We start from the raw sequence: 26,425 nt of genomic DNA, 5'->3' as shown, positions 1-26,425 counted from the left end.
CTCACTAACTACGTTAAAAATTATTTATATAGAACAACTATGTACCATAATTTTAGCCTTGTTATTGAGCTATTTTCTTATCGCTATAATAGAACACTAATTTAATGCAATTGGTATAATTATTCAGCATCAGTTTTAGTGCTAAGTTGTTGCTCAAGCAATGCAACTTTAGCTTCAAGTTCGGTTAGTTTTTCGCGAGTACGAATAAGTACTTGGCTTTGCACATCAAATTCTTCACGGCTCACAAAATCCATCTCAGCAAGCTTGTTTTGTAAAACTTGCTTTGTTTTACCTTCGAGTGTCTCTGCTAGGTTTTTTACACCTTGCGGCATATTGCTAGTAATTTGCTTAGCAATTTCTTCAAGTTTTGCTGGGTTGATCATATTTGTCCCTTCGATGCGGCCTAAAATAATAATAACTAATATTACCTTATACCCATGGTATTTAACACATGATCATCTTTACCTTAATTAATTAAGGCAATTGCTATGCTCGCAGTAGTGGTTACGTTAAAATTACGCGTCTTTTAAATTTCTTTGGTCGTTATGAAACTCAATCCTAAACAAGATGAAGCCGTAAAATATATTAGTGGTCCATGCTTAGTACTCGCAGGCGCAGGCTCTGGTAAAACCCGTGTTATTACGAATAAAATCGCTTATTTAGTGAAAAAATGTGAGTACAAAGCGCGAAATATAGCCGCTGTTACTTTTACCAATAAAGCAGCCAAAGAAATGCGTGAACGAGTACTGCAAACGCTCGGAAAGCAAGACGCTAAAGGTTTATGGGTATCAACGTTTCATACACTCGGTTTAGAAATAATTAAAAAAGAGTTAAGCACATTAGGGTTTAAACCCGGCTTTTCGTTATTTGATGATCAAGATACCAATCAGCTTCTAAGTGAGCTCACCGAAGATGAGCTAAAAAAAGACAAGGACTTACTCAAACTACTTAAAATGGAAATTGGTAGTTGGAAAAACGAATTAGTACTGCCAGAGCAAGCAATACGCGAAGCGCGTGATGCGCAAAAGGCATTGTTTGCACAGCTGTATGCTCGCTATCAAAATCAGCTACGTGCTTATAACGCACTGGATTTTGATGATTTAATTATGATCCCTACTTTGTTACTTACTAATAACGCCACATCTCGTGAGCGCTGGCAGCAACGCTTTAAATACTTGCTGGTGGATGAGTATCAAGATACCAATACAAGCCAATATCAACTTGTTAAATTGCTAGTAGGCGAGCGTGCCCGTTTTACTGTGGTAGGTGATGACGATCAATCAATTTACTCATGGCGTGGTGCTCGCCCGCAAAACTTAGTGCTACTAGGTAAAGACTACCCAGGGCTTAGACTTATAAAACTTGAGCAAAACTATCGAAGTGCAGGGCGAATACTAAAAGCGGCTAACATTTTAATTGCGAATAACCCACATGACATAGAGAAAAAGTTATTTAGTGAACTAGGTTATGGTGAGCCGATTAAAGTAATAGGGTGCCGCGATGAAGAGCATGAATCTGAGCGTGTGGTTGCTGAAATAATTTCACATAAGTTTATGAAGCGTACCAGCTATAAAGATTACGCGATTTTATATCGTGGTAATCATCAAGCACGTGGCTTTGAAAAATCTTTAATGAGTAACCGTATCCCTTATAAAATTAGTGGCGGTATGTCGTTTTTCGCTCGCTCAGAAATTAAAGATATTATGGCGTATTTACGTTTGCTAGTTAATCAAGATGATGACAATGCATTTTTACGTATCGTAAATACACCGCGACGCGAAATAGGCACGGTTACACTTGAAAAGCTTGGTACGCTTGCTAACGAAAAACACGCGAGCTTATTTGCTACCTGTTTTGATAACGATTTAGGCTACAGACTAAAAGGGCGTGGTTTTAATGCGCTTGCTGGGTTTGCACGCTGGGTTGTTGAGCTATCCGATAACGCAGTACGCGGTGATACGCTCGAAGCTGTTAAAGACTTAGTGCGTAATATTAATTACGAGGCATATTTGTACGAGTCGTCACCGAGTGCTAAAGCCGCTGAAATGCGTATGAAAAACGTATCTGAGCTGTATCGTTGGATCACCGATATGTTGACCGGTGATGCCGACAACGAACCAATGACATTAGCCGAGGTTGTTAGCAAGCTAACCCTTCGCGACATGCTTGAGCGTAACGAAGAAGAAGATGAAACCGATGCGGTGCACTTATCAACACTACATGCATCAAAGGGCTTAGAGTATCCATATGTATTTATGGTAGGCATGGAGGAGGGCTTACTTCCGCATCAGGTAAGTATTGATGAAGATAACGTAGATGAAGAACGTCGCTTAGCTTATGTTGGTATTACTCGTGCGCAGCAGGAGTTAACACTTACTTATGCAAAAATACGTCGTCAATTTGGTGAAACCTCACAAACTGAGTTAAGCCGATTTGTACAAGAGTTACCGCAGGACGATCTCGCGTTTGAAAACAAAAAGGCGCCAAATACGCAAGCAGAGCGAATGGAAAAAGGCCAAGCAAGGGTCGCTAACCTTCGTGCAATGTTTAAAAAGCCTGAGTAATACCTCAGGCTAATTTTATAAAGACTGGGTTGCTTGTATTTCAGGTAACTCAGAACACACTAGAGCGTGTTGTTTTCCCACAAAAAATGCCAAACCGTGCTTGTCTAGTAAAGCTCTAAAATTAAGTATTGATGGCCCTTTAGCAATGACTTTCATTGCTTTGAGCTTCGTAATTGCTAGCACCCCTTGTAGCTGAAAATCGTAACTTTCTTGTTGTAAAACACGCTTACTAAAGGTCGAGCTAAGTAGCAGATAGTCAAAATTAATATCGGTTAGTAAATTAAGTTCGCATCGATCTTTAGCGAAATTGTTTAAACCAATTGAATAACCAAGTTGTGATAGCTTTTTGAGGTTTTCTATTTGTGTTGCGCTTGCGTGACGAATTTCTTGCTCATCAAATATCAAACAAAGCTGGCTATGTCCTTGTTGTTTATTTAGCGTATCTGTAAATAAAACAAATTCGTGCTCCTCGAGTAGTAAACCAGAGCAAGGAACCAGCGCCATAGTTACATTTGCGGTAATTGCTTGTGCATAAGCGCGTTGCAATAACTGTAACTCTATCTCGAGGTGCTGTTCTTTATCTGATGCAAACTTTTTCAAAATATCAAAGCTAGTAAAGCCAAGTATTGGGTGTTCACCAAATGCTTCAAATAAAGATTCAGACTGATGTTGCTCATCAAGAGTAATTATTTCTGAGCTTCTAAAACTCATAGGTAATATATCAAGGTGATGTTGTGCTTTTAGTGCCTGCGCAGGTATTGATTGCGTTAATAGCGGATGAAATAGCTCGTAGCGGTTTTTTCCGGAGTTTTTAGCGTGATACATTGCAGCATCGGCATCACGAATAATTTCATCCGTATGCGTATAGCTTTTCTTTGAGTAGGTTATTCCTATACTAGCACCACTTTGAAGTGATTCGCCTTTAAGGAAAAAAGGCTTTTTCATTAAATCGATAATACGATTAGCAACATCTTCTGCTTGTTGAGGCTCAGTTAAGTGCGTTAATAAAATAACAAACTCATCGCCACCTAAGCGTGCTAGTAAATCATGTTCGCGTATACACTGGGCAAATAACTCACTAACGTTAATTAAAAACTGATCGCCAGCATGGTGACCAAGTTGGTCGTTAATGTCTTTAAACTTATCTAAATCAATAAATAAAACAGCAAAATTATGTTCAGGAAAGCGCTGATAATGTTGTAGTGTTTTTTCAAGCTGAGTTAAAAAGAGGCTGCGATTAGGTAAGCTAGTAAGAGAGTCGTGATGTGCGTCGTGATAAAGCTGCTGCTCTATTTTTTTACGCTCATCTATTTGCATTTGTAAGTGCAGATTTGTTTGACGCAGTTCTTTGGTTTTTTCGTTTACTCTAAATTCGAGTTCTTGATGGCTTTTTGCAATCGCTTGATTGGCGAGCTTTGTTTGTAAAACAGCTGCAATTTGATGTGATACAAAGGTAATTAACTCGCAATCATCCCGGCTGAAAATATGTTTGTTATCGTAAGCTTGGCAAACAATAAGGCCGATAACACCTTGAGCTGTTTTAAGTGGAGCGCCTAACCAACTAGTGGCCATTTGCTCTTTTTGTACAGGCTTAGCTCTTTGTACTACACCGCTTTCTATTAATTCTTTTGCTCTACACGGGTGTATAAGTTGCGTTTCTTCAGTGCTTATTACCAGTTCACTATAACCTTTAGCAAAGCGTCTTGGTTGTGTGTTTTCTTTAAATTCATCTACACAATAAGGGAAGCTTATCCAGCCAGACTCTTTATCGTAAAGTGCAATATATAAGTTTTCTGCGTAGGTAATTGTTTTTATTATTTCATGTATCTTAAAGTAAGCATCATCAAGGTTTTTAGCTTGCGTTGCTATTTCAGATATTTTAAACAGAATTTGTTGGCGTTGAAGTGCGCGTTTGCGTTGTTCTATTTCAAGGTTTAACGCGTCGTTACTTTGAGTGAGTGCTCGGGTACGAATTTTAACTTCTGACTCAAGGAGCTCTCGTTTTTTTACACGCTCTATTGCAGTTGCTAAATAAAGCGACATAAACTCAAGTAATTGTATTTGTTGTGAGCTATAGCCTTGTTTTGTATCGTAACTTTGCGCTGCTAAAACACCGATAATATTATGTTCTTGGTAAACCGGTACACCTACCCAATGCTCTGCTGGAGTGCCTAATGCTTTAAATAAGCCTTCTGCTGCGGCATTTTGCATTTGCTGCTTGGTAAAACATGTGGTTTTACCCTGTTTAAATACATAACCCGTGGCACCTTCATCAAAGCTATTTGATTGGTTAAGGGCGACGGCAATACCATCTTTTTCATCTGAAAAGTAAGAAAGTTCTAGCGATTGACTGTATTGATTTAATAGCACCACATAAAAACTTTTACTCGGCACATATTTTTGTAAAATGTCGTGGATAGCGGGGTATAATAGGGTTAGCTCGGCAACAGTACTTGCTTGCTCTGATAATTGTATCAGCGCATTTTGTAAGTGATGTGATTGTTTGTATTTATTGAGTAATGTTTTTAGACGTTTATTTTGATACGCCAATTTACTCGATACTGAGAGTTTATCTTCCAATGATCTAACCGGCTATTTTTATTGTATAGTTATTAGCCTTATACTTTCACTTTTAGCGCTTATCGTCAAGTTGATATTCGTACTATCATACTGGCTAGAAACACTATTTTAGGTATTAAAAAAGGCTTACCGAAGTAAACCTTTTTTGTGTATTTCAGATGTATTTACTTAGATGTCATGAAGTCGATAGCAGCGCTTATCTCATCATCAGAACAATCCATACAGGTGCCTTTTGGAGGCATCGCATTAAAGCCATTTAGTGCATGCTCAAGTAAAGTGTCTTTACCTTTAGCTATACGTGGAGCCCAATCGTCAGGCGATTTAGGCGCGCCTAGTGCACCAGTACCGTGACATGCAAAACATGCACCTTGATACACTTGCTCACCAGAACGAGGGCCTGTAGGCGCCGCTGCTACAGCAGCTTTATCGCCTTCAAGGTATACAGCACCAACCGGCGCGAGACGTGCTTTAATTGCATCTTCAGTCATAGAGTTATCATATGGCTGTGCGTATGCAGTGGTTGCTAGCATTAATAATGCTGCAGCTGTTAATTTTTTCATTTTGCCTTGCTCACTTCGATTTGAACGTGATCAATCACGATTAAAGATGACGGAAATTAAACCGATTATAACTCTCTGAGCCAATTTATAAAATGCTAAGAGGCGTTTTTATTAATAAAACTGACTACTTTTTGCGTTAACGCAATAAAATTTAATTATTTACTGTTTTTTGTTAAGCAATTTAATAAGCGCAAACAGTCATACAATTAACTTTTAGATCCTAAGATCAATTTATTGATAATACGCTACTAACTAGTTTTTCGATCCCTGCATCGGCTTCAATAATTGATTGCGCAAGCATATAAGCTGGGGTTGTAACTAGCTTATTTGGCTGATCAATAACAACATCATCTACTGCACAATTTATATGTTTAGCGCCTAATGTGCTTAGCGCTTGTGCTGTCTCTGCATCGTTACCAATCGTAAGTATAGCGTTATCGTAAATAAATGGGATCAAAGCGGGTGCAATACACATATAACCAGCAGGCTTATTTTCTTTTGCAAATGATTTACAAGCATTAAGTACGTCTTCATTAATATTTGCTTTTGCGCCTTTAATTGCAAAGTCACATAAGTTTTTTGCAGCGCCAAAACCGCCAGGTACAATTAATGCGTCAAACTGAGTTACGTCTAGTTCAAGCAGCGATTTAATGTCACCCCGTGCAATACGAGCCGCTTCTGTTAATACATTACGTTTATCAGGCATTACTTCGCCCGTTAAATGGTTAATGGTATGAAGTTGTTCAATATCCGGTGCAAAACACTGATACGTTGCGCCATTTTTGGCTATATGTAATAAAGTTAAAATTGCTTCATTAATTTCACTACCATCGTACACACCAGACCCTGCTAATATTACCGCTACGTTTTTCATGCTTTTGTGCCCCTAAAGTCTTTTTTATAAGTCGATCGGATGAAGTCTAACATGCTCAAAATTTCTCGCGAAAATAAATTTTTAGTACAAAAATCATTCCCTATGCAAGTTGTATTGCGGTTTATGCCATTTGCGATCACTTTGCCTTTAAAAAAATTATAAAGGATCGCTATGATCTTCGATCCATTGTGCTAGAATACTCCTCCGGTTATTTAAATGGACGCGAATAATCAAAGTGAATAACAACACAAGCAGTCGTTAGAAAACCTTTTTCCACATTGGTTTAAAATAATAAAAAAAGAACCTCGTATTATCTTTTTTAAATTAAAACATACAGTTAAAGTCTTTTCTAGGCATTTTATAATGCTTTGGAAGAATAGCTCGTGGCTGTTATCTACACACTTATCCACAGCTTGCTATAGTTTTAATAACACGATAAGCAGTAATTCACTGTCGTTTTATTTACTACCTTATGGCATGCTTATAATTACCTTAATTTTTTGCATTTAGGATCCAAATTCACCATGGCTCAGATCCCCGAAAACCCACTTATTTTAGTTGATGGCTCGTCATATTTATTTCGTGCTTATCATTCTCCGCCGCATTTAACTAATTCTAAAGGTGAAGCTACGGGCGCTATTTATGGTGTGATCAACATGCTTAAAAGCTTGATCAGACAATACGATCCCTCACATATGGTGGTTATATTTGATGCGAAAGGTAAAACGTTCCGTAACGATATGTATAGCGAGTATAAGGCAAATCGTCCGCCTATGCCGGATGACTTACGCACTCAAATAGCACCGATACACAGTATTATTAAAGCGATGGGATTTCCGCTAATTAGTATTGAAGGCGTTGAAGCTGATGATGTTATTGGTACATTTGCACGTATAGCGTCAGAGCAAAAACGACATGTACTCGTCTCTACTGGCGATAAAGACATGGCACAGCTTGTTAATGAACACGTTACGCTAATAAACACGATGACTGACAGTATTTCAGATCCCGTTACCGTGGTTGAAAAGTTTGGTGTAGGTCCTGAACTTATTATTGATTACTTAGCATTAATGGGCGATAAGGTCGATAATATTCCGGGTGTTGAAGGTTGTGGTCCTAAAACAGCCGTTAAGTGGTTAGAAAAATATGGCTCTTTACAAGGTGTAATGGATCACGCCAGTGAGATTAAAGGTAAAATAGGTGAAAAGTTAGCAATTGCCCTTGACCATCTGCCTTTAAGCTACGAACTTGCGACAATTAAGTGCGATGTTGAAGTAGAATCTGACCTTGATACATTCAAACTTCAAGAACCTAACAAAGACGAATTAATTGCATTATATGGTGAGTGCGAATTCCGTCGTTGGTTAGCAGAGTTACTTGATAATCCTAAAGATGCTGAAACACATTTAGCTGTACCTACCGAAGCTACTGAATTACCAAAAGTAGAAGATGCTCATTACGAAACTATTTTAACGCAAGTGCAATTTGATACGCTAATAGAGCAATTAAATAGTGCTGAGTTATTTGCATTTGATACTGAAACAACCAGCCTTGATTACATGAAAGCGCAATTGGTGGGTATGAGCTTTGCCGTAAAAGCGGGTGAAGCTGTGTATTTACCGGTAGCGCATGACTACCCAGGTGCGCCTGAGCAATTAAGCCTTGAATTTGTAATGCAAAAGCTAGGTCCCATTTTGGCAGATGAAAACAAAGCTAAAGTAGGGCAAAATCTTAAATATGACAAAAGCGTATTAGCGAATGCAGGTTTTGCGCTAAATGGTATTAAGTTTGACACTATGCTTGAGTCGTATGTATTTAATAGTGTAGGCACGCGTCACGATATGGACTCGCTAGCACTTAAATACCTAGGTCATAAAAATATTAGCTTTGAAGATATTGCTGGCAAAGGTAAAAAGCAACTTACCTTTAACCAAATTGAACTTGAAAAAGCAGCGCCTTACGCCGCTGAAGATGCCGATATTACTTTGCGTTTACACGAAGTGCTTTGGCCAAAAATAGCAGCTGATGAAAAGCTAAAATCGGTATTTGAAGATATAGAAATGCCACTTATTAGTGTGATTTCTGATATTGAACGCACCGGTGTTGCGATAGATAGCAATATGCTAGGAGCGCATAGCATGCGTTTAGGCGAGCGTTTAATTGAGCTTGAAAAAGAAGCGTTTGAAATAGCAGGTGAACCATTTAACTTAAGTTCTCCAAAACAGCTACAAGTACTGTTGTTTGAAAAGCTTGGGCTGCCTATTATTAAAAAAACGCCTAAAGGTGCACCTTCTACCGCAGAAGAAGTACTGCAAGAACTTGCTCATGATTATCCGCTACCTAAAGTAATTATAGAGCATCGTGGTTTATCAAAGCTTAAATCAACGTATACCGATAAATTACCATTAATGGTGAATGAGAAAACCCAGCGTGTACATACGTCTTATCATCAGGCAATTACGGCTACGGGGCGCTTGAGTTCAACTGATCCTAATTTACAAAATATTCCTATTCGTTCAGAAGAAGGACGTCGTATTCGTGAAGCGTTTATAGCCGCAGATGGTTATAAAATTGTCGCTGCCGATTATAGTCAAATTGAGCTACGTATTATGGCGCATCTTTCACAAGACAAAGGTCTATTAAATGCATTTGCTAACGGCTTAGATGTACATAGTGCAACTGCCGCTGAAGTATTTGGTGTAGAGCTTGATGATGTAACTACCGATATGCGCCGTAAGGCGAAAGCAGTAAACTTTGGCTTAATTTACGGTATGTCGGCATTTGGTTTAGCACGTCAACTAGATGTGCCACGCCACGAAGCGCAGCATTACATAGATAAATACTTTGAGCGTTTTCCAGGTGTATTAGAGTACATGGAAACAACACGCGAAAAAGCAGCTGAAAATGGCTACGTTGAAACAATATTTGGTCGTCGCCTACATTTACCAGAAATAAACGCACGTAATGGGGCGCGTAGAAAAGGAGCCGAACGTGCTGCTATAAACGCACCAATGCAAGGTACTGCCGCCGATATTATTAAAAAGGCAATGCTGAGCGTTAACCGCTGGGTACACGAACAAGCGCCAAATACAATTAAGCTGCTTATGCAAGTGCACGATGAATTAGTATTTGAAATCAAAACAGACTGCGCACCACAGTACACAAAACACATCTGTGAACTGATGTCGCAAGCTGCTGCGCTAGATGTACCACTTATAGTTGAAGCTGATGAAGGTGACAACTGGGAACAAGCCCATTAATGTAATTTGAGCATTTTAATTAAAGCGCCTTTTGGCGCTTTTTTTATGTTTAATAAAAATGGCGAATAACAGCGATTCAATCAGGCATATGCAAGCTTTAGTTAAAATAAGGTTAATTTAAGCAACTATTTGTATTAAATAGTTATATGTTCGTCAATTCGAGCTGTTTTACAGGAATATGATTGTATTTTAATGCGTGCTTTTGTTAAAGTCCCGCCTGTCCTATCCTGTAGGACATCCTGTTGATGATGCATCTGAAAGGGTGCAACAAATTGATAGCTTCTCCCCAGTTTGCTATACCGGCCTACCAACTTGTTTGGTGGGCCGTTTTTTGTTTTACGCCTGAAAATCCTATCTAATTAATTCTTTATTGCGCTATACCAATTGTATTATTCATTCGTCATTTCGAGGTGGTTTGGGTACATCGCAGGTGATACCATCGAAGTGATATTATTTTTATTCTTTTTATTTTATTACTAAGGAGTGCGTTATGTTTAAAGCATTAGCTATTGCAGGTTTTTCTTTATCAAGTTTAGTTATTTCTAATGTTGCTCAGGCCAATTGGCAGCTAGTGAATGATAAAAGCCAATTAAGCTTTGTTTCAATTAAAAAAGATTCGATTGCTGAAGCTCACCATTTTACTAACCTTGAAGGTATGCTTTCTGATAAAGGCGAGTTTAGCATTAATGTTGATTTAACATCAGCCGAAACTCTAATTCCTATTCGTAATGAGCGTTTAACGACATTTTTATTCGAAGCCGCTAAATTCCCCAATGCTGTTTTAACTGCAAATTTAACTAAAGAACTGAGCAATATTAAAAAGCCTGGTCAATATGTATTGAAGGGTATTAAAGCTGAGCTTGATTTTCACGGTAATAAAAAGCCATTGGCAATTGATGTACTCGTTAACAGCACGCAAAGTGGTGATTTAACGGTATCATCATTAACACCTATTATTATTAATAGTGATGATTTTGGTGTAACCGAAGGCGTTAAAAAGCTGCAAGAGCTAGCGGGCTTACCTTCAATTGCAACAGCAGTGCCTGTTACATTTGCAATTACACTTAAAAAACAGTGATTTCTTTAAGTGAGCTTAGCAAGCAATTAAGCGAGCCAAGCAAACCTTTTGATAGTTGGCAGCCTAATCATTGTGGTGAACTGCCAATTGTCATTAATCATGAGGGGAAATGGTTTTACGATGGCAGCGAAATAACACGCCCAGCCATGGTGAAGCTGTTTGCTTCTGTTCTATGTAAAGAAGGTGAGCAATTTTATTTAAAAACACCTGTCGAAAAAATAACAATAACGGTTGATGATGCGCCGTTTATTATTGTTGATTGGCGTTTTGAAAATACAGTGCAAGGGCAGGTGTTGTGTTGTATTGATAATTTAGCTAGGCAGTGGTTGGTGAGCGCTCAGCAGCCTTTAGTTATAAAAGACTATAAAGGGTCAAAAGTGCCTTACCTAAAGCTACCTTATGGCTGTAGTGCGCGTGTTGCGCGAAGCGTATATTATCAGTGGGCTGAAAAAGCCGAGTCTGATAAACTCGGCTATTTTATTAAATCTGCAGGAAAGCAGTTTTATTTATCGTAACGCCAGCGTTTAAGCCTCTGGGTTAGTTTCGTCTGTGATTGTTTCATCGGTAGGTGGTACAGCAATAACAGGACCTAAAAACCATTCATCTAGTTTTTTAGCTACTTCTGGTAAACCCGTGCCTTTTAATGATGAAAATGCATGAACTGTAATATCCCCATCAAGCGTGCTTAATTCACGACGAACTTGCAGTACTTGTGATTTACGAGGGCCTTGCTTTAATTTATCGGCTTTAGTTAATAGTGCCAATACTGGAATTTCACTACCAATAGCCCAATTAATTAAATCGCGGTCTAAATCTTTTAATGGATGACGAATATCCATTAAAATAACAATACCTTTTAGGCTTTGACGCTTTTGTAGGTATTCGCCTAGCGATTTTTGCCATTTCTTTTTCATTTCGATTGGTACTTTAGCAAAACCATAGCCTGGTAAATCGATAAGGCGCATATCGTCAACATCAGCTAAATCGAATGTATTGATTAGCTGAGTACGTCCAGGTGTTTTACTTGTACGTGCTAGCTTCTGATCGGTTAATGCATTTAATGCACTCGACTTACCTGCGTTGGAGCGACCGGCAAACGCAACTTCAATTCCCGTATCAGCAGGTAATTTAGTAATGTCGGGAGCGCTTGTTACGAAAGACGCAGTATTATATTTGATACGAGATTTGAGCACAGGCTCTCCTAAAACTTAAATAAATAACGTTGAGTAAACCAAATTCACTCAGGGCGCGTATTTTATACTATAAAGGATGTATTAAAAAGCGTATTTAACCACCTAAAAACAGCACCTATGGTACATTTAAAACATGTTAAAGCTTAATCTAAGTCAAAACCCTGTAAATTATAAGCTTAATATGTGTAGAAAACGTGCCAGAGAATTTATTATCGTGTAGAATATATGTATTACAACATCACGATTGTAGATGATACAGGGTCGGAAACAGAGAATTCACCATGAAAAAAATAGCACTATCTTTAACAATATTGCTTGGTGCGTTGTCAGCAAGCAACGCAACAGCATTTGATGGCGATGTAAACGCAGGTAAAGAAAAATCAGCAACGTGTGCGGCTTGTCACGGCCCAGACGGTAATGCGCCGGTTAATATTTACCCTAAAATTGCAGGTCAACATCCAGATTATATCCTCAAGCAACTTCAGGATTTAAAATTAGGTATGACGTCAGGCGGCAAAGAAGGGCGTATGGATCCAGTAATGAGCGCTATGGCTATGCCACTTAGCGAGCAAGACATGAAAGATCTAGCTGCTTATTTTTCTTCAATGAACATGACTGAAGGTGCTACACCTAAAGATGTTGTTGAAGTTGGCGAGATGCTTTTTAAAGCAGGCGATGCAGAACGTGGAATTCCATCATGTGCAGCATGTCATGGCCCACGTGGTAATGGCTCGTCACTTGCTAAGTTTCCAAAAATTTCTTTTCAGCATCCAGGATATATCAAGGCTCAACTTGAAAAATTCCGTGATGGTACTCGTCATAATGACTTAAATGGCATGATGGGCGATATTGCAAAAAAATTAACAGATAAAGACATCGAAGTACTTTCTCAGTATTTAGGTGGCTTACACTAAAGTCGTATTTATTTAGCAGTTAATAATAAATAAACTACAATGTGTTAAAAAAAGCAGCCTAGGCTGCTTTTTTTGTGTCAAAAATTAACGATATCGTCCGTTTTGATGTAAGACATTGACCATGTCTGGTTGTAAGAAAAGTCTTCTTTTTATTTTTGATTATTGATTAACTTATTGTAATTTATGTTTATTTTTATATCTCAATGTAATAAATATAATAAAAGTTATATAAACCAGTTGTAACAAAATCATTAACGAGTAAATTAACCACTGTCGCAAAACAACAATAACAAAACGGAAATAACTATCAAGGAAAGTAACGCGGCATGACTACATAGCATAAGATTAGTGCTACTAAAGGAAATAATAAAAAAGTGTCAGGATGACCGAAAATAATAAAAAACTCATGGAAGTTTAATAATAAAAACAAAATGGAATGTAACAAGGAACGTAAAAATAATAACAATACGGACTGATAATAATAAAAATAATAAAGACTAAAAAAAGTCGAAGGGAGAAGTGTCCAGATAATGGCGCTCAGATTAGCAGGCGGTAGAGATGTTTTCTCTACCGCCTTTTTATTTGTCCTGTTACAATACCCACCGTTTTAAATTGGCGATTAATTAGCTAAGGCGCTTTTAAATGAGAGACCCAACCTCTAAGCGCAAACTGAATTCTTCTGGCTAGGCCAGCACTGCGATGCCCATTAATTTGCGCTTCGCTCAAAACCTCTTAAGTGAGATGATCAAGATATGAGTAGAACTAAAAAGTCACGCAAAAGCCCAGCAAACGGACCTGTTCGTTTAAGCCAAGATAAGCTTAAAGAAATGCGCGCATTAAAAGAGCAGCGAGTTAAAAAAACCAAAGGTGCTAAGCCAGGTTCTCGTAACGCGCCAGATTTACTAGATAGCGAAAGCCATAATGCTGGTCACGCGCCGAAAGATAAGCGTGTAGGCAGTAAAAAGCCGGTACCATTAATTGCAACTGCGCCTGAGCCTAAAGTTGAAATGAAACGCAACTTAAAGCCAACTATTGAGCTGAAAAAGGTAATCGAGCCTGAATTTACACCTGAACAAGAGCTAGAAGCACTTGAGAATGACGAGCGTTTACTTAAACTAGTAGAGCGTCATGAAGAAGGTGAAATGCTAACTGGTAAAGATGCTAAGTACTTTAATAGCCGTATTGCTCGCCATCAGGCGTTATGTGAAATTCTTGGTATTGAAGACGAGGATGAAGACGAATTTGAAGATGACCTTGAAGATGATATTGAAAGCAAAGGCAATTCTGATTTCGATCAATACTTATCTGACGATTTAGCCAACGAATGGTTAGATGAAGACGACAAATAGTAAGGATAAATAATGAGTACCGCGGTAATTTTAGCCTTACTTTTAGGCGCTGCTATAATAGTTGGTCTGGCATTTTATGCGGGTCAGTTGCTGTATAAGTTAAATGCGCAAAAAAAGTTAATTGCTAAAACGCAGGCTGAACAAAAGCAAAAGCTTGAGAAGTCGCGTTTAAAGCGAAATGCCAAACTAGCCGATAGTATTCATTTAATTGCGCGTGCAATGAATGAAGAGCAGTGTGAGTTTTCTGAAGGCTGTTTACGTATTTGGGTACTTATGTCTCAATATGGCTTTGAGAGCGAGCGTGATTTAACGACACAATATCCTGGCATTTATAAAATGTACCAGGTAGTTAAAGAAATGCCGACACACGATGCACGTAAAAAATATGCTAAAAAAGAAATTTTTAAGCTAGATAAAGCTCGCTGGCAAGCTGAAGAAACACTTAAAGATGAAGTTAAAGCCGATTGCGCTAAAATTATCATCGAGTTTAAAGCCGCTCCTGGCAGCGATAAAGTGGTTTTTAACTAGCTTTAATTTATCGAGTACTCAAAAAAAGCAGACCTTGGTCTGCTTTTTTTATGCGTAAAAATTTTCATACTAATTGCATTAAATTAGTGATCTGCTAAATCACTCGTGAAAAACGCGTCGCATTTATTTGTTTTTGTAAATGAGCATCGAAGCACATGCAAATAATACGAATGAATAAGTTGCCGCGTGGCGTTACGCTAATTTTATTATCATTTATAGTGACTAGTTCATCTTTTATAAGTGGCGTAAGCGCAATTAATGCATCCTCAAAGTAGTCATTAAATATAAGCGCATGCTTTTCGCTAAAGTCTTGTATATCTAATTCAAACTGGCAAATGAGCTGCTTAATTGCATCAGCACGAATTACATCATCATGTGTTAAGTGCATACCTTTATTAAGAGCACAGCCGATTTGTGTTTCGATGCTGTGGTAATAATGTTTTAATTCTTTTTGATTTTGTAAAATGGCAGTGCCAATTTGTGAAATTGATGACACGCCTAAGCCTAATAAATCACAATTTCCATGTGTTGTATAACCTTGAAAATTACGATGTAACTTGCCTTCATTTTGCGCAATAGCTAGTTCGTTATCGGTTTTTGCAAAGTGGTCCATACCAATAAATTGATAGCCTGCTTGCGTCATCTGCTCCAGCGTGTTTTTAAACATAGTGAGTTTATTATGTGAACTGGGTAAATCTGCATCTTTAATCTTACGCTGTGCGGCAAAGCGCTCTGGTAAATGCGCGTAGTTAAACACCGATACTCGGTCAGGGCTTAACTCAATAAGTTGCTCTATAGTTTGCTTAAAGCTCTCTGGCGTTTGCAGAGGAAGCCCGTAAATCATATCTGCATTAATAGATTGAAATCCCAGCTCGCGAGCTTGTGTAATTAATTGCTTGACCGTATCTGCATTTTGCGGGCGATTAACAGCAAGTTGCACGTCGTCGTTAAAGTCTTGAATCCCAAATGAGACACGGTTAAAGCCAAGCATTCTTAAATCAACAAGCATATTATCGGCAAGTGAGCGTGGGTCTATTTCAATGCCGCGCTCTGTTGTGCTTGTAAAATCAAAGTGCTGCTCTAAAAGCTTAATTAGACGAGTCATTTGTTTTGCGGTTAAAAAGGTGGGAGTACCGCCACCTAAATGTAATTGCTCAACCGTGTAGTTTTTAAATAAATGAGCTTGGGCAGTAATTTCTTTTGCTAAAAAGTCGAGATACGTATCGGCCTTAGATTGATGGCGGGTAATTATTTTATTACAGCCACAGTAGTAGCAAAGCTGACTACAAAACGGAATATGAATATATAAAGAGAGTGAACGACTCGTTGATGATTCTACAGCGTTTAGTAGGTCTTGTTGTTGATATCCATCACGCAGTGATAGAGCTGTGGGATACGAGGTATAACGCGGGCCAGACACATTATATTTGTTTATTAGGGTTTGATCCCATTGTGGAAGTTTAATCATCACGCGCACCTAAGTATTTATTTAGGGGGTGATTATAAAAAAGTACGCAGTGAGGCGGTTTGATCTATAACAAAAAAGGTGCCGAAGCACCTTTTTTAATAAAATATCAATTAATGCGGTCTAATTAATACGTAACAGTATGGGCATCTTTGAGATATTGAAATAACTCTTTATAACCTTTACCCGGCTTTTCAGCTTTCGCTTCTTTTGCCGCATTACGAACCAATTGACGCATTTGCTGACGATCAAGAGACGGAAACTGTTCAATAGTCTCATTGATAAGGTCATCACCTTGTTCAATTAGGTCTGAACGTAATTGCTCAATTTTTTTGACCAATACTTCAGCTTGGTTATTTTTATTAAGCATTACATCGATAATCGCTCTAATAGCGTCAATGTTTTCTACAGTACGCAACGTTTTAGCAATGTAGTTTAAGTGACGGCGGTACGCGTCACTTTTATTACTTATTTTATCAGCAACAACCATTGCCGCTTTTAAATCGTCATTTAATGGCAGGCGTTCGCGCTGTTTTTTACCCATTTTGGCAATTTCAGTACCTAACTGATGAAACTCTTGCGCTTCACGCTTAAGTTCCGTTCTTGATACATATTCAATTTCTTCTTCAATTTCAGCAGGCTTGCCTTTTTTCTTTGCCATGGGGTGCTCTTAAATAAAAATAACTTTTGCCATTATACATGAATATGATACTTAGGAATATTAGCTGATGTGATGCATTGAGTGTGTTAGCATTTAAATATAAGAAATGCGTGCATTATGCCTCTAAGGCTCAGGACTTAATTTATGAAAAGCCAACAAAACGATCCAATTTATTCTCAAATATCGCAAGTTAAAGATGCGGTAGCAGAAGTACTCGAACATGCTAAAAAATTAGGCGCTACAGCTGCAGAAGCTGCCATGTCTAGCACGTCTGGTTTATCGGTTAGTACACGAATGGGTGAAGTAGAAACCATTGAGTTTAACCAGGACGGCGGCTTAGGCATTAGTGTATACGTTGGTAATAATAAAGGCTCAGCGTCAACCGCTGATTTAAATCCAAAAACATTGCGCATGGTAGTCGAAAAAGCGATTGATATAGCCAAATTTACATCGGATGACCCATTTAACGGCGTTGCTGATAAAGAATTGCTTGAATTTAATCCTAAAGATTTAGATTTATACCATCCTTGGGATGTAAGCCCTGAGGAAGGTATTGAGCTTTGTCATGCTGCTGAGCAAGCTGCATTAAACGCAGATGAGCGTATTGTTAACTCTGATGGCGCGAGTTTTTCATCTCACCAAGGATTACGTGTTTATGGTAACAGCCATGGTTTGATAACTGGCTTTCCACGCACTCGTCATAGCATTAGTACTATGGTAATTGGTCAAGATGGTGAGCAGATGCAACGCGACTCTGCTTATACTGTTGCACGCGACCAAGCGGGTTTAAATGACGCAGCGGCAGTTGGGCTTGAAGCAGCAGCTGAAACATTGGCTAAATTAAATAGCCAAAAGTTAGGCACAATGAAAGTGCCTGTTATTTTTAGAGCCGATATTGCAAATTCATTATTTGGTCACTTAGTGTCGGCAATTGGTGGTGGTGCGCTTTATCGTAAATCAAGTTTTTTACTTGATAGCTTAGGCACACAAGTATTTAGTAATTGTGTGAATATTGCCGAGCGCCCACATATTTTAAAAGGGTTGGCGTCGTCACCGTTTGATAGCGAAGGCGTTAAAACATTCGATAGGGAAATTATTCAAGGCGGCGAGCTACAAACTTATTTATTAGCAAGTTATGCCGCGCGTAAAATGAATATGACCCCAACAGGGCATGCTGGCGGTATACATAACTGGCTTGTTGAACAAACTCATAACGATTTAACTGCACTATTAAAAACGATGGGCACCGGCTTATTAGTTACAGAGCTAATGGGGCAGGGCGTAAATACCGTAACGGGTGATTACTCTCGTGGTGCTGCTGGTTTTTGGGTTGAAAATGGTGAAATCCAATATCCTGTAAGCGAAATTACCATTGCTGGTAATTTAAAAGATATGTTTAAAGGCATATCTGCTATTGGTGGTGACATCGAACGCCGTGGTGGTATTCAAACTGGCTCAGTATTAATAGAGCAAATGCAAATAGCCGGCGCGTAGTATTAATACGCAGTGTATACTTAGACCTAGAGTATTATCTCTGGGTCTAAGTGAGCTTTTACGAGGTGTAAAATGGCTAAAGATAGATATGCACCAAAACCGCTAACCGATATTATGGCGGGGTTAAATAATCGTTTATCGGCTTATGCAGGCAAAAGCCAAGCACTTGATACACAGCAAACCCTATTAAAAGATTTTTTAGGCCCTAAGTTGGGTGATAAATGCCGAGTCAGCAATTACCGAGACGGTACGCTAATGATAGAAGCCGTATCTGCACCTATCGCGCTTAGGCTTAATTATTTAAAAATGGATATGCTTTCACATTTTAGAGCTGCCGGAATGGCAGAGCTCGGGCAAATAAAAATAACTGCAAATCCTCAAGCAACTCAGAGATTAAGTACAGCGAATAAGTCGGGCAGTCCTGCAGTTACCAACTCACGTAAAATGAGTGAGCAAACAGCTGATTACTTAAACGCGATAGCATCTTCTGCACCCCCTTCTTTAAAAGAAAAACTAGAGCGTTTAGCGCTTCACGGAAAAAATAAAAGTAAGTCTTAACTACCCACCATCTTGTTATTGGTGGGGCTAATTTGGCAGCTCACCGCATTCAAAATACTTTGTTACATATTCCATTTTATTGTTGGCTTAATGAGGTTTATGATACTGCGTGGGCTTTATATTGATCGAAAGCTCTTTGATACCCATTCCATTAAGTAAAAGCGTGTAGGCAGTGCTATTTTTACTCCTGCTATATTCAAGAATTTAATGGAGTTGGTATGTGATACCAACCTGCATAAGTCTTTGATCAATTTAACGAATTAAATTGCACTATAACGTCGTTAAAAATTTTTTATTTAGAGCAACTAGATACAAAAACTTTTGCCTGGTTCTAGCGTAATTTTCTTAACGTTAAATAGACCCCATATATAAGCAGATTGGTATGATTCAATTCTAACTAACAAACGGAATAATTATGAATAAAGTAACAATGGCTGCTGCAAGTATTGCACTTGCACTTGGCTTGGTAGGTTGTGGTGAAAAACAACAAGAAACAAAAGTAACCGACACTCCAGTAGTGACAGCACCTGCTGAAAAACCACTAGAGCTTGGTATTGAATTAGCTAATATGGATAGTTCAGTACGCGCACAAGACGATTTTTACTACCATGTAAATGGGCAGTGGTTAGCTAAAACAGAAATACCAGGTGATAAATCTAACTACGGTTCTTTTTCGCAGTTATATGATGAGTCGCAAAAAGCGATGAAAATAGCCCTTGAAAGTGCAGCCGCAAACAAAGCCGCTAAAACAGGCAGTGATGAGTACAAAATTGGTGCATTTTATAAAAGCTATATGAATAAAGATGCGCGTAATGAGCTAGGTATTACGCCATTACAACCGTCATTAGATACAATTGATAGTGTTAAATCTAAAGCTGATTTAGTGGGTTTAATGGCTAAAATTCAAAAACAAGGCGGTACTTTACCGTTTGGTTGGTTTGTAAATAACGATGCTAAAAACTCAAGCGAGTATGCATTGTACTTATCTCAGTCGGGTCTTGGTTTACCAGATCGTGATTATTACTCAAACGATGACGAAAAATTCACTAAAATTCGCGCTTCTTACGAGCAATACATCACTGATATTTTAGCTAAGTCAGGCGTTAAGAATGCAGCAGAAGCAGCTAAGAGCGTACTTGCATTTGAAAAAACACTAGCTGATGCACAGTGGAGCCGCGTGCAAAGCCGTGATGCAACTAAATCTTATAACAAGATGACAGTAGCAGACGCAAGCAAGTTGATGGGCGACCTTGATTTAGCTGCATTCTTTAAAGATGCAGGTGTGAGTGCAAGTGACATTATTGTACGTCAACCAAGCTACTTAGAAGCACTAGCTACTATTTACAAAGACACTGATTTAGCAACGTGGAAAAACTACTTAAAATTTCATTTTGTAAGTGGTTATGCAGAACTACTTAGCGAAGATTTAGTTAATCTTAACTTTGACTTTTACAGCACAACGCTTCGTGGCGTAGAAGAACAAGCACCTCTTTGGAAGCAAGCGGTTGATGCATCTAACAGTGTACTTGGTGAAATATTAGGTAAGGTATACGTTAAAGATAACTTCCCACCAGAAGCTAAAGCACGCATGGAAGAATTAGTTGATAACGTAATTAAAGGTTACGGTGTTGCTATCGAAAATCTTGAGTGGATGAGCCCTGAAACAAAGCTTGCAGCGAAAGAAAAACTAGACAAATTTACGCCTAAAATTGGTTACCCAGACACGTGGAAAGATTACTCAGAGCTAGATATTAACTCAGATGAGCTAGTAGGTAACTACATTCGTTATAGCGAATGGGCATACGCAGACATGATTGCTAAATTGGGTAAACCAGTTGATCGCTCTGAGTGGCACATGACTCCGCAAACAGTAAATGCGTATTACAATCCAGTAAACAACGAAATTGTATTCCCAGCCGCTATTTTACAACCGCCATTCTTTAATTTAGAAGCGGATGATGCTGTAAACTACGGCGCAATTGGTGCAGTAATTGGGCATGAGCTTGGTCATGGTTTTGACGACCAAGGTGCTAAATACGACGGTGATGGCAACTTACGTAACTGGTGGAGTGAGACTGACCTTAAGCAATTTGAAGAGCGTACAGCGGCTCTAGTTGCACAGTATAACGAATATAAACCGTTTGAAGATGCAAGTGTTAATGGCGAGCTAACGCTTGGCGAAAACATTGGTGACTTAGGTGGCTTAACGGTTGCGCATAAAGCGTATATGCTGTCTTTAGGTGATAAAAAATCACCAGTGATTGATGGTTACACAGGCGATCAACGCTTCTTTATGGGTTGGTCACAAATTTGGCGTCGTAACTATCGCGATGAAGAGTTACGTAATCGTTTATTAACAGACCCTCATTCACCAAGTCACTACCGTGTAATCGGTATCTTGTCGAATATGCCTGAGTTTTACGAAGCGTTTGACGTAAAAGAAGGTGATAAAATGTATATCAAACCAGAAGATCGCGTAAAAATTTGGTAATTTACTAAATAGACCGATTTAAAGTTAACAAAAAACCAGTAAGTTTTTAGCTTACTGGTTTTTTTGTATCTTGAATTTGTAAATAACCTGAACTATGGATAATAAATCTATCTCAAGCAGCTATTTTCAGCGCTAACTGCGTTGAATTTACTTGCAATAGGCCAGTTATTGACGCGTAAATTCGCCTTGTTTTCACTAAAAATCTCTGGCTAGAGAAAATAAATTTAAATATCACCATGATTCAATACGTTAATAAATCTCTTAACCAGAGTTCAGGTTAAATAAGCTTTAGCTCATTAAGCATTGGTGCATCCATTTTTCGTTACTGAGTATGTTTTTATAAAGCGCGAGTTGGTTTTGTGCTCGCTCTAAATTATGCTCTGCATGAGCCACTTTAAAGTACACATCGTTATTTAAATAATCAGTTAAAAAGCGCACACTTAACATGAGCGGCATTATTTTAGCGCCTAACAGCAGGCTTTCTTGTTCTTTTGTACTCATGCTACTTTTTAATGGCGTCACATAGCCTTTAACAATGGCTGAAAATATATCTTTTCGAATAATAACGTTGTGTAAGTTTGTTGAATCCTCGGCTTCGGGGGAGCAGAAAGTGCGTACCATGTCGCCAAAATCATAAAGCCTAAATCCCGCCATGCAGGTATCTAAATCAATCACTGCTTTTGCTTTGTGAGTTGCACTACAAAACAGCATATTATTTATTTTTGTATCGTTATGACACACTCTAAGTGGTATCTGCTTAGCTATACTACTAAGCTCGGTAATTAAATGCTGCTGCGATAAGTAATATTCTATTTCGTCAGCGCAGTGCTTTACTCTATTTACAGAGTTATTTGTGATTGCGGTATTTAATTGCTCAAAGCGCATCGCTAAGTTATGAAAATCAGGGATTACAATATGTAGTTGTTGTGCATCAAAATCTTGTAATGCATGAGCAAATACGCCAAAGGCGTAAGCCGCTTGCTCGCTCTGTTGCGCATTTTTAACAACGTCTTCGCTGTAACTGTCACTAATATAGCTAAGGACGCGATAATGCGCGCTATCAATTTCTATTAAGTGTTCGTTGTTTTGTATGGCTATATGCTTAACTGTTTCAAGGGGGTAGTTGCTTTGTAGTTGTTTGGTATTTAAATGCTGCTCAATTAGTTTTGCATTACTTACTAACTGAGCAGGGTATTTAAATACCTCAGTATTAAGTTTTTGCACAATAAACTGTTTATCAATACACGTAAGTAGCCATGTACTATTTATATGGCCGCTACCAATCACACTAACTTGAGTTAACTCAGGATTTAATGCTAATTGTTCGCTTAGCTTATTTTGTATTGAGATGTTCATTGTGCTCACTTGTACCTAGTTTGTTATGCGTATCGGGCTACTATTTTCTCGATAATTTCAGCATTAGCTTCAGGAAAATCATAATTTTCTAATTCACTAATTGCTACCCATTCACTAGGTTGCCCTTCAGCGCCATGTGCTTCACCGCTAAAGTTACTTACTACGTGTACATCTAATTTAACGCACTTATCGCCGTAGTCATGTTCAATCACCATAAGTTGACTAGAGCTGTGAATTGTTAATCCAACTTCTTCAATAAGCTCGCGTTTAAGTGCAACAAAAACACTTTCACCTGCTTCTACTTTGCCACCAGGAAATTCCCATAAACCGCCTTGATGTTGTTCATCTGCGCGTTTACAAATGAATATAGCGTTATTTTTCTTAATAACACCAACAGCTACATGTACAATTTCTATAGTCATTACTTTAAAACTCCATAAAAAAAAGCGACGCTAGCGCCGCTTTTTAATAAGCTAATAACAATATTGGGCTATTTTAATTTACCGCAACATTGTTTGAATTTTTGACCTGATTTACAAGGACAAGGGTCATTACGACCTACTTTTGGTTCTGTACGAGCCATTACAGTAGCTGTTTCTGGTGCTGGCGCTTCGCCACCTACTTGCTCAGCTTCTTCATGTTGGTATTCGCGAGGAGCATTTTCACTTTTACGGTGTTGCTCTTCTACTTTTTCAACATCTTCTTCTGCGCGTACTTGTACTTTACTTAGAATGCTTACAACATCTACTTTCAAGTTTTCAAGCATTTCAGAAAACAGCTCAAACGATTCACGCTTATACTCTTGCTTAGGATTCTTTTGCGCGTAACCACGTAAATGAATACCTTGACGTAAGTGATCCATAGCAGCAAGGTGATCTTTCCAATGCTGATCAAGACTTTGTAGCATAATCGCTTTTTCGAATTGACGTAAAACAGAGTCGCCAACTTGCTCTTCTTTTTGCTTGTACGACTGCTCAACCGCCTGCTCAATACGCTCACGAAGTTTTTCTTCGTATAGTTTATTGTCATCTGCTAGCCACTGAGTAATCGGCAACTCAAGTAAGAAGTCTTGTTTTAAACGCTCTTCAAGTCCATTAATATCCCACATTTCAGCAAGGCTTTGCGGTGCAATGTACTGATCAATTACACTAGCAAGAACATCACCACGAATTGCTGTGATAGTCTCTGAAATATCGCCTTCTTCAAGTAGCTCATTACGTTGAGAGTAAACAACGCGACGTTGATCGTTTGCTACATCATCGTACTCAAGCAATTGCTTACGAACATCAAAGTTACGTGCTTCTACTTTACGCTGTGCATTTTCAATCGCACGGTTTACCCATGGATGTTCAATTGCTTCACCGCGTTGCATACCTAGTTTACGCATCATGTTAGTCATGCGTTCACCAGCGAAGATACGCATTAGTGCATCGTCCATCGATAGGTAGAAACGGCTAGAACCGGCGTCACCTTGACGACCAGAACGACCACGTAATTGGTTATCTATACGACGAGATTCGTGACGTTCAGTACCAATGATATGTAAACCGCCGGCATCAATTACCGCATCATGGCGAATTTTCCAAGCTGCTTTAATTTCAGCAATTTGCTCAGCAGTTGGGTTCTCAAGTTTTTCAACTTCACTGTTCCAGTTACCACCTAACACGATATCGGTACCACGACCGGCCATGTTGGTTGCAATTGTTACCGTACCTGGTAGGCCAGCATCTGAAACGATATCTGCTTCTTGCGCATGAAATTTAGCATTAAGTACGTTGTGCTTAATTTTTTCTTTGCGTAAAAACTGTGATAAATACTCAGAACTTTCAATTGAAATAGTACCTACAAGTACCGGTTGTCCGCGGTCTTGACAGTCTTTAATATCAATTAAAATTGCTTCGTATTTTTCTTCTTGCGTTAGGTAAACTAAGTCGGCGCGATCATCACGAACCATTGGCTTATTAGTTGGCATAACAACAGTATCTAGGCCGTAGATAGATTGAAACTCAAAAGCTTCAGTATCGGCAGTACCTGTCATACCTGCTAATGTTTCGTATAAACGGAAGTAGTTTTGGAACGTAATAGAGGCAAGTGTTTGGTTTTCGTTCTGAATATTTACACCTTCTTTAGCTTCAACAGCTTGGTGTAAACCTTCTGACCAACGACGACCTTCCATTGAACGACCAGTATGCTCATCGATAATGATTACTTCGTTTTCTTTTACTACGTAATCAACATCTTTTTGGTATAGCTTGTGAGCACGAAGGGCCGCATAAACGTGACTTAGTAGCGTAATGCTTGCTGCTGAGTAAAGCGAATCGCCTTCTTCAATTAAGCCGCGTTCAGTAAGTAGCTCTTCTACTTTAATTTGACCACGTTCTGTTAAATGAACTTGCTTAGACTTTTCATCAATAGTGTAATCGCCGTCGCCTTCAACACCTTCTTCGTCTTCTTTTTCTTGAAGTTCAAGTAAAGGAACGATGGTATTTATTTCAGTGTATAGCTCAGAGCTGTCCTCAGCTGGGCCTGAAATAATAAGCGGAGTACGCGCTTCATCAATTAAGATTGAATCCACTTCATCGACTACGGCATAAAATAATGGACGCTGAACACGTTCATCAATGCTAAAAGCCATATTATCGCGAAGGTAGTCAAAACCAAATTCGTTATTTGTACCGTACGTAATGTCAGCAGTATAAGCTAGCTTCTTCTGCTGTGGCATCATACCCGGTACGTTACAGCCTACAGTAAGGCCTAAAAATTCAAATAACGCACGGTTGGTTTCAGCATCACGTTTAGCAAGGTAGTCATTCACAGTAATTACGTGAACACCTTTGCCTGTTAAGCCGTTTAAATAAGCTGGTAGGGTAGCTGTTAGTGTTTTACCTTCACCGGTACGCATTTCTGCAATGCGACCTTGATGTAAAACCATACCACCTAATAACTGCACGTCGAAATGACGCATGCCATTTACACGCTTTGACGCTTCACGTACCACAGCAAAAGCTTCAGGTAGGATATCGTCAAGGCCTTGTCCGTTATCGTAACGTTCTCTAAACTCAGCTGTTTTAGCTCTTAAATCTTCATCAGAAAGCGCTTCAAGTTGCGTTTCTAGCGCATTGATTAGCGCGACCGTCTTTCTTAAGTTTTTAATAGTGCGGTCATTGCGACTACCAAAAAGCTTGGTAAATAAATTAGATATCATGATAAAACCGTTACAATGTATTCTTTGTCAGCCGAGTATCGGCTAACCCATTTTTAACAATTGGTAATTAATATGTGCTTTTAAATAACACTTAGAACATATTAATTAGCAATATTGTATTAAACCGCTCAAAAAGCACTGCAAAAAGCACTGTTTATTACGTGCGCTACTATACCAGACTCTGCCAAACAACAAACTATCTCAATAAAAAGATCTGTGTATAAAATCGAAAAATTTGATCTGGTTCGTAAAAATAACTTTGTATTACTCAATTACAGTAAAAATAGTAGCGAAC

General features: G+C 38.7%; 20 protein-coding genes. 10 read left to right on the top strand and 10 right to left on the bottom strand.

Going from position 1 to position 26,425, the window contains the following annotated elements; all coding sequences use genetic code 11:
- Window positions 1–119: 119 nt before the first annotated feature.
- On the bottom strand, window positions 120–383 hold the full coding sequence (gene ubiK, locus I6F47_RS03335; RefSeq protein ID WP_007582099.1) for a ubiquinone biosynthesis accessory factor UbiK: 264 nt from the start codon (window positions 381–383) through the stop codon (window positions 120–122).
- Window positions 384–545: 162 nt separating this feature from the next.
- Here ubiK and rep point away from each other — a divergent pair, with 162 nt between their 5' ends.
- The gene (rep, locus tag I6F47_RS03330; protein WP_024605304.1) at window positions 546–2,564 is read left to right on the top strand and encodes a DNA helicase Rep; all 2,019 of its coding nucleotides are present in this window, start codon (window positions 546–548) and stop codon (window positions 2,562–2,564) included.
- 15 nt (window positions 2,565–2,579) lie between these two features.
- Here the strand turns inward: rep and I6F47_RS03325 are convergent, their stop codons facing one another.
- The 3 genes from I6F47_RS03325 to elbB all read right to left on the bottom strand — a co-directional run bounded on the left by I6F47_RS03325 (window position 2,580) and on the right by elbB (window position 6,578).
- Complete coding sequence (locus tag I6F47_RS03325; protein ID WP_197183314.1) at window positions 2,580–5,144, bottom strand: sensor domain-containing diguanylate cyclase; 2,565 nt, start codon at window positions 5,142–5,144, stop codon at window positions 2,580–2,582.
- 164 nt (window positions 5,145–5,308) lie between these two features.
- A complete protein-coding gene (locus I6F47_RS03320) occupies window positions 5,309–5,704 on the bottom strand; it encodes a c-type cytochrome (RefSeq protein WP_007582093.1) in 396 nt (131 codons plus the stop codon).
- A gap of 226 nt (window positions 5,705–5,930) precedes the next feature.
- Window positions 5,931–6,578 carry an isoprenoid biosynthesis glyoxalase ElbB gene (gene elbB, locus I6F47_RS03315; protein ID WP_197183313.1) on the bottom strand — a complete coding sequence of 216 codons (648 nt, stop codon included), beginning with the start codon at window positions 6,576–6,578 and terminating at the stop codon, window positions 5,931–5,933.
- Between the two features lie 524 nt (window positions 6,579–7,102).
- On the opposite strand from elbB, the gene polA reads away from it, so the two are divergent.
- The 3 genes from polA to I6F47_RS03300 all read left to right on the top strand — a co-directional run bounded on the left by polA (window position 7,103) and on the right by I6F47_RS03300 (window position 11,431).
- Entirely contained in the window at window positions 7,103–9,838 is a 2,736-nt protein-coding gene (gene polA, locus I6F47_RS03310; RefSeq protein WP_197183312.1) for a DNA polymerase I, read from the top strand.
- 490 nt (window positions 9,839–10,328) lie between these two features.
- A complete protein-coding gene (locus I6F47_RS03305) occupies window positions 10,329–10,916 on the top strand; it encodes a YceI family protein (RefSeq protein WP_197183311.1) in 588 nt (195 codons plus the stop codon).
- Window positions 10,913–11,431 (top strand): DUF1285 domain-containing protein, encoded by a 519-nt coding sequence (locus tag I6F47_RS03300; RefSeq protein ID WP_010553821.1) that lies wholly within the window; start codon window positions 10,913–10,915, stop codon window positions 11,429–11,431. The genes I6F47_RS03305 and I6F47_RS03300 overlap by 4 nt, the downstream gene beginning before the upstream one ends.
- A gap of 9 nt (window positions 11,432–11,440) precedes the next feature.
- On the opposite strand, the gene yihA is transcribed toward I6F47_RS03300, so the two are convergent.
- Window positions 11,441–12,109, bottom strand: a complete 669-nt coding sequence (gene yihA / locus I6F47_RS03295; protein WP_007377272.1) for a ribosome biogenesis GTP-binding protein YihA/YsxC — start codon at window positions 12,107–12,109, stop codon at window positions 11,441–11,443.
- Window positions 12,110–12,390: 281 nt separating this feature from the next.
- On the opposite strand from yihA, the gene I6F47_RS03290 reads away from it, so the two are divergent.
- From I6F47_RS03290 to I6F47_RS03280, 3 genes are all read left to right on the top strand, one after another.
- Window positions 12,391–13,023: a c-type cytochrome gene (locus tag I6F47_RS03290; protein ID WP_007582080.1), complete on the top strand. Its 633-nt coding sequence runs from the start codon at window positions 12,391–12,393 to the stop codon at window positions 13,021–13,023.
- Between the two features lie 752 nt (window positions 13,024–13,775).
- The gene (yihI, locus tag I6F47_RS03285; protein WP_007582074.1) at window positions 13,776–14,372 is read left to right on the top strand and encodes a Der GTPase-activating protein YihI; all 597 of its coding nucleotides are present in this window, start codon (window positions 13,776–13,778) and stop codon (window positions 14,370–14,372) included.
- Between the two features lie 12 nt (window positions 14,373–14,384).
- Complete coding sequence (locus I6F47_RS03280; protein ID WP_010553820.1) at window positions 14,385–14,900, top strand: DUF2489 domain-containing protein; 516 nt, start codon at window positions 14,385–14,387, stop codon at window positions 14,898–14,900.
- A 94-nt stretch (window positions 14,901–14,994) separates the two neighbouring features.
- Here the strand turns inward: I6F47_RS03280 and hemN are convergent, their stop codons facing one another.
- Both hemN and yjgA read right to left on the bottom strand, forming a co-directional pair.
- Window positions 14,995–16,368 (bottom strand): oxygen-independent coproporphyrinogen III oxidase, encoded by a 1,374-nt coding sequence (gene hemN, locus I6F47_RS03275; protein WP_197183310.1) that lies wholly within the window; start codon window positions 16,366–16,368, stop codon window positions 14,995–14,997.
- Window positions 16,369–16,492: 124 nt separating this feature from the next.
- Window positions 16,493–17,026 carry a ribosome biogenesis factor YjgA gene (gene yjgA, locus I6F47_RS03270; RefSeq protein WP_007582068.1) on the bottom strand — a complete coding sequence of 178 codons (534 nt, stop codon included), beginning with the start codon at window positions 17,024–17,026 and terminating at the stop codon, window positions 16,493–16,495.
- A 144-nt stretch (window positions 17,027–17,170) separates the two neighbouring features.
- Here yjgA and pmbA point away from each other — a divergent pair, with 144 nt between their 5' ends.
- The 3 genes from pmbA to I6F47_RS03255 all read left to right on the top strand — a co-directional run bounded on the left by pmbA (window position 17,171) and on the right by I6F47_RS03255 (window position 21,569).
- Window positions 17,171–18,520, top strand: a complete 1,350-nt coding sequence (gene pmbA, locus I6F47_RS03265) for a metalloprotease PmbA (RefSeq protein WP_007582066.1) — start codon at window positions 17,171–17,173, stop codon at window positions 18,518–18,520.
- A gap of 72 nt (window positions 18,521–18,592) precedes the next feature.
- Window positions 18,593–19,078, top strand: a complete 486-nt coding sequence (locus I6F47_RS03260; RefSeq protein ID WP_024589904.1) for a DUF721 domain-containing protein — start codon at window positions 18,593–18,595, stop codon at window positions 19,076–19,078.
- A 415-nt stretch (window positions 19,079–19,493) separates the two neighbouring features.
- Complete coding sequence (locus I6F47_RS03255; protein ID WP_197183309.1) at window positions 19,494–21,569, top strand: M13 family metallopeptidase; 2,076 nt, start codon at window positions 19,494–19,496, stop codon at window positions 21,567–21,569.
- Between the two features lie 288 nt (window positions 21,570–21,857).
- Here I6F47_RS03255 and I6F47_RS03250 read toward each other — a convergent pair whose 3' ends face one another.
- The 3 genes from I6F47_RS03250 to secA form a co-directional block, all read right to left on the bottom strand.
- A complete protein-coding gene (locus I6F47_RS03250) occupies window positions 21,858–22,925 on the bottom strand; it encodes a phosphotransferase enzyme family protein (protein ID WP_197183308.1) in 1,068 nt (355 codons plus the stop codon).
- Window positions 22,926–22,948: 23 nt separating this feature from the next.
- Entirely contained in the window at window positions 22,949–23,347 is a 399-nt protein-coding gene (gene mutT, locus I6F47_RS03245) for an 8-oxo-dGTP diphosphatase MutT (protein ID WP_007582062.1), read from the bottom strand.
- 68 nt (window positions 23,348–23,415) lie between these two features.
- Window positions 23,416–26,130 (bottom strand): preprotein translocase subunit SecA, encoded by a 2,715-nt coding sequence (gene secA, locus I6F47_RS03240; protein WP_197183307.1) that lies wholly within the window; start codon window positions 26,128–26,130, stop codon window positions 23,416–23,418.
- Window positions 26,131–26,425: the final 295 nt, after the last annotated feature.

The organism is Pseudoalteromonas sp. NZS37 (assembly GCF_015864265.1).
In the GTDB taxonomy this organism is placed as follows: domain Bacteria; phylum Pseudomonadota; class Gammaproteobacteria; order Enterobacterales; family Alteromonadaceae; genus Pseudoalteromonas; species Pseudoalteromonas arctica.
This window is presented reverse-complemented; position numbering and strand designations above follow the sequence as displayed.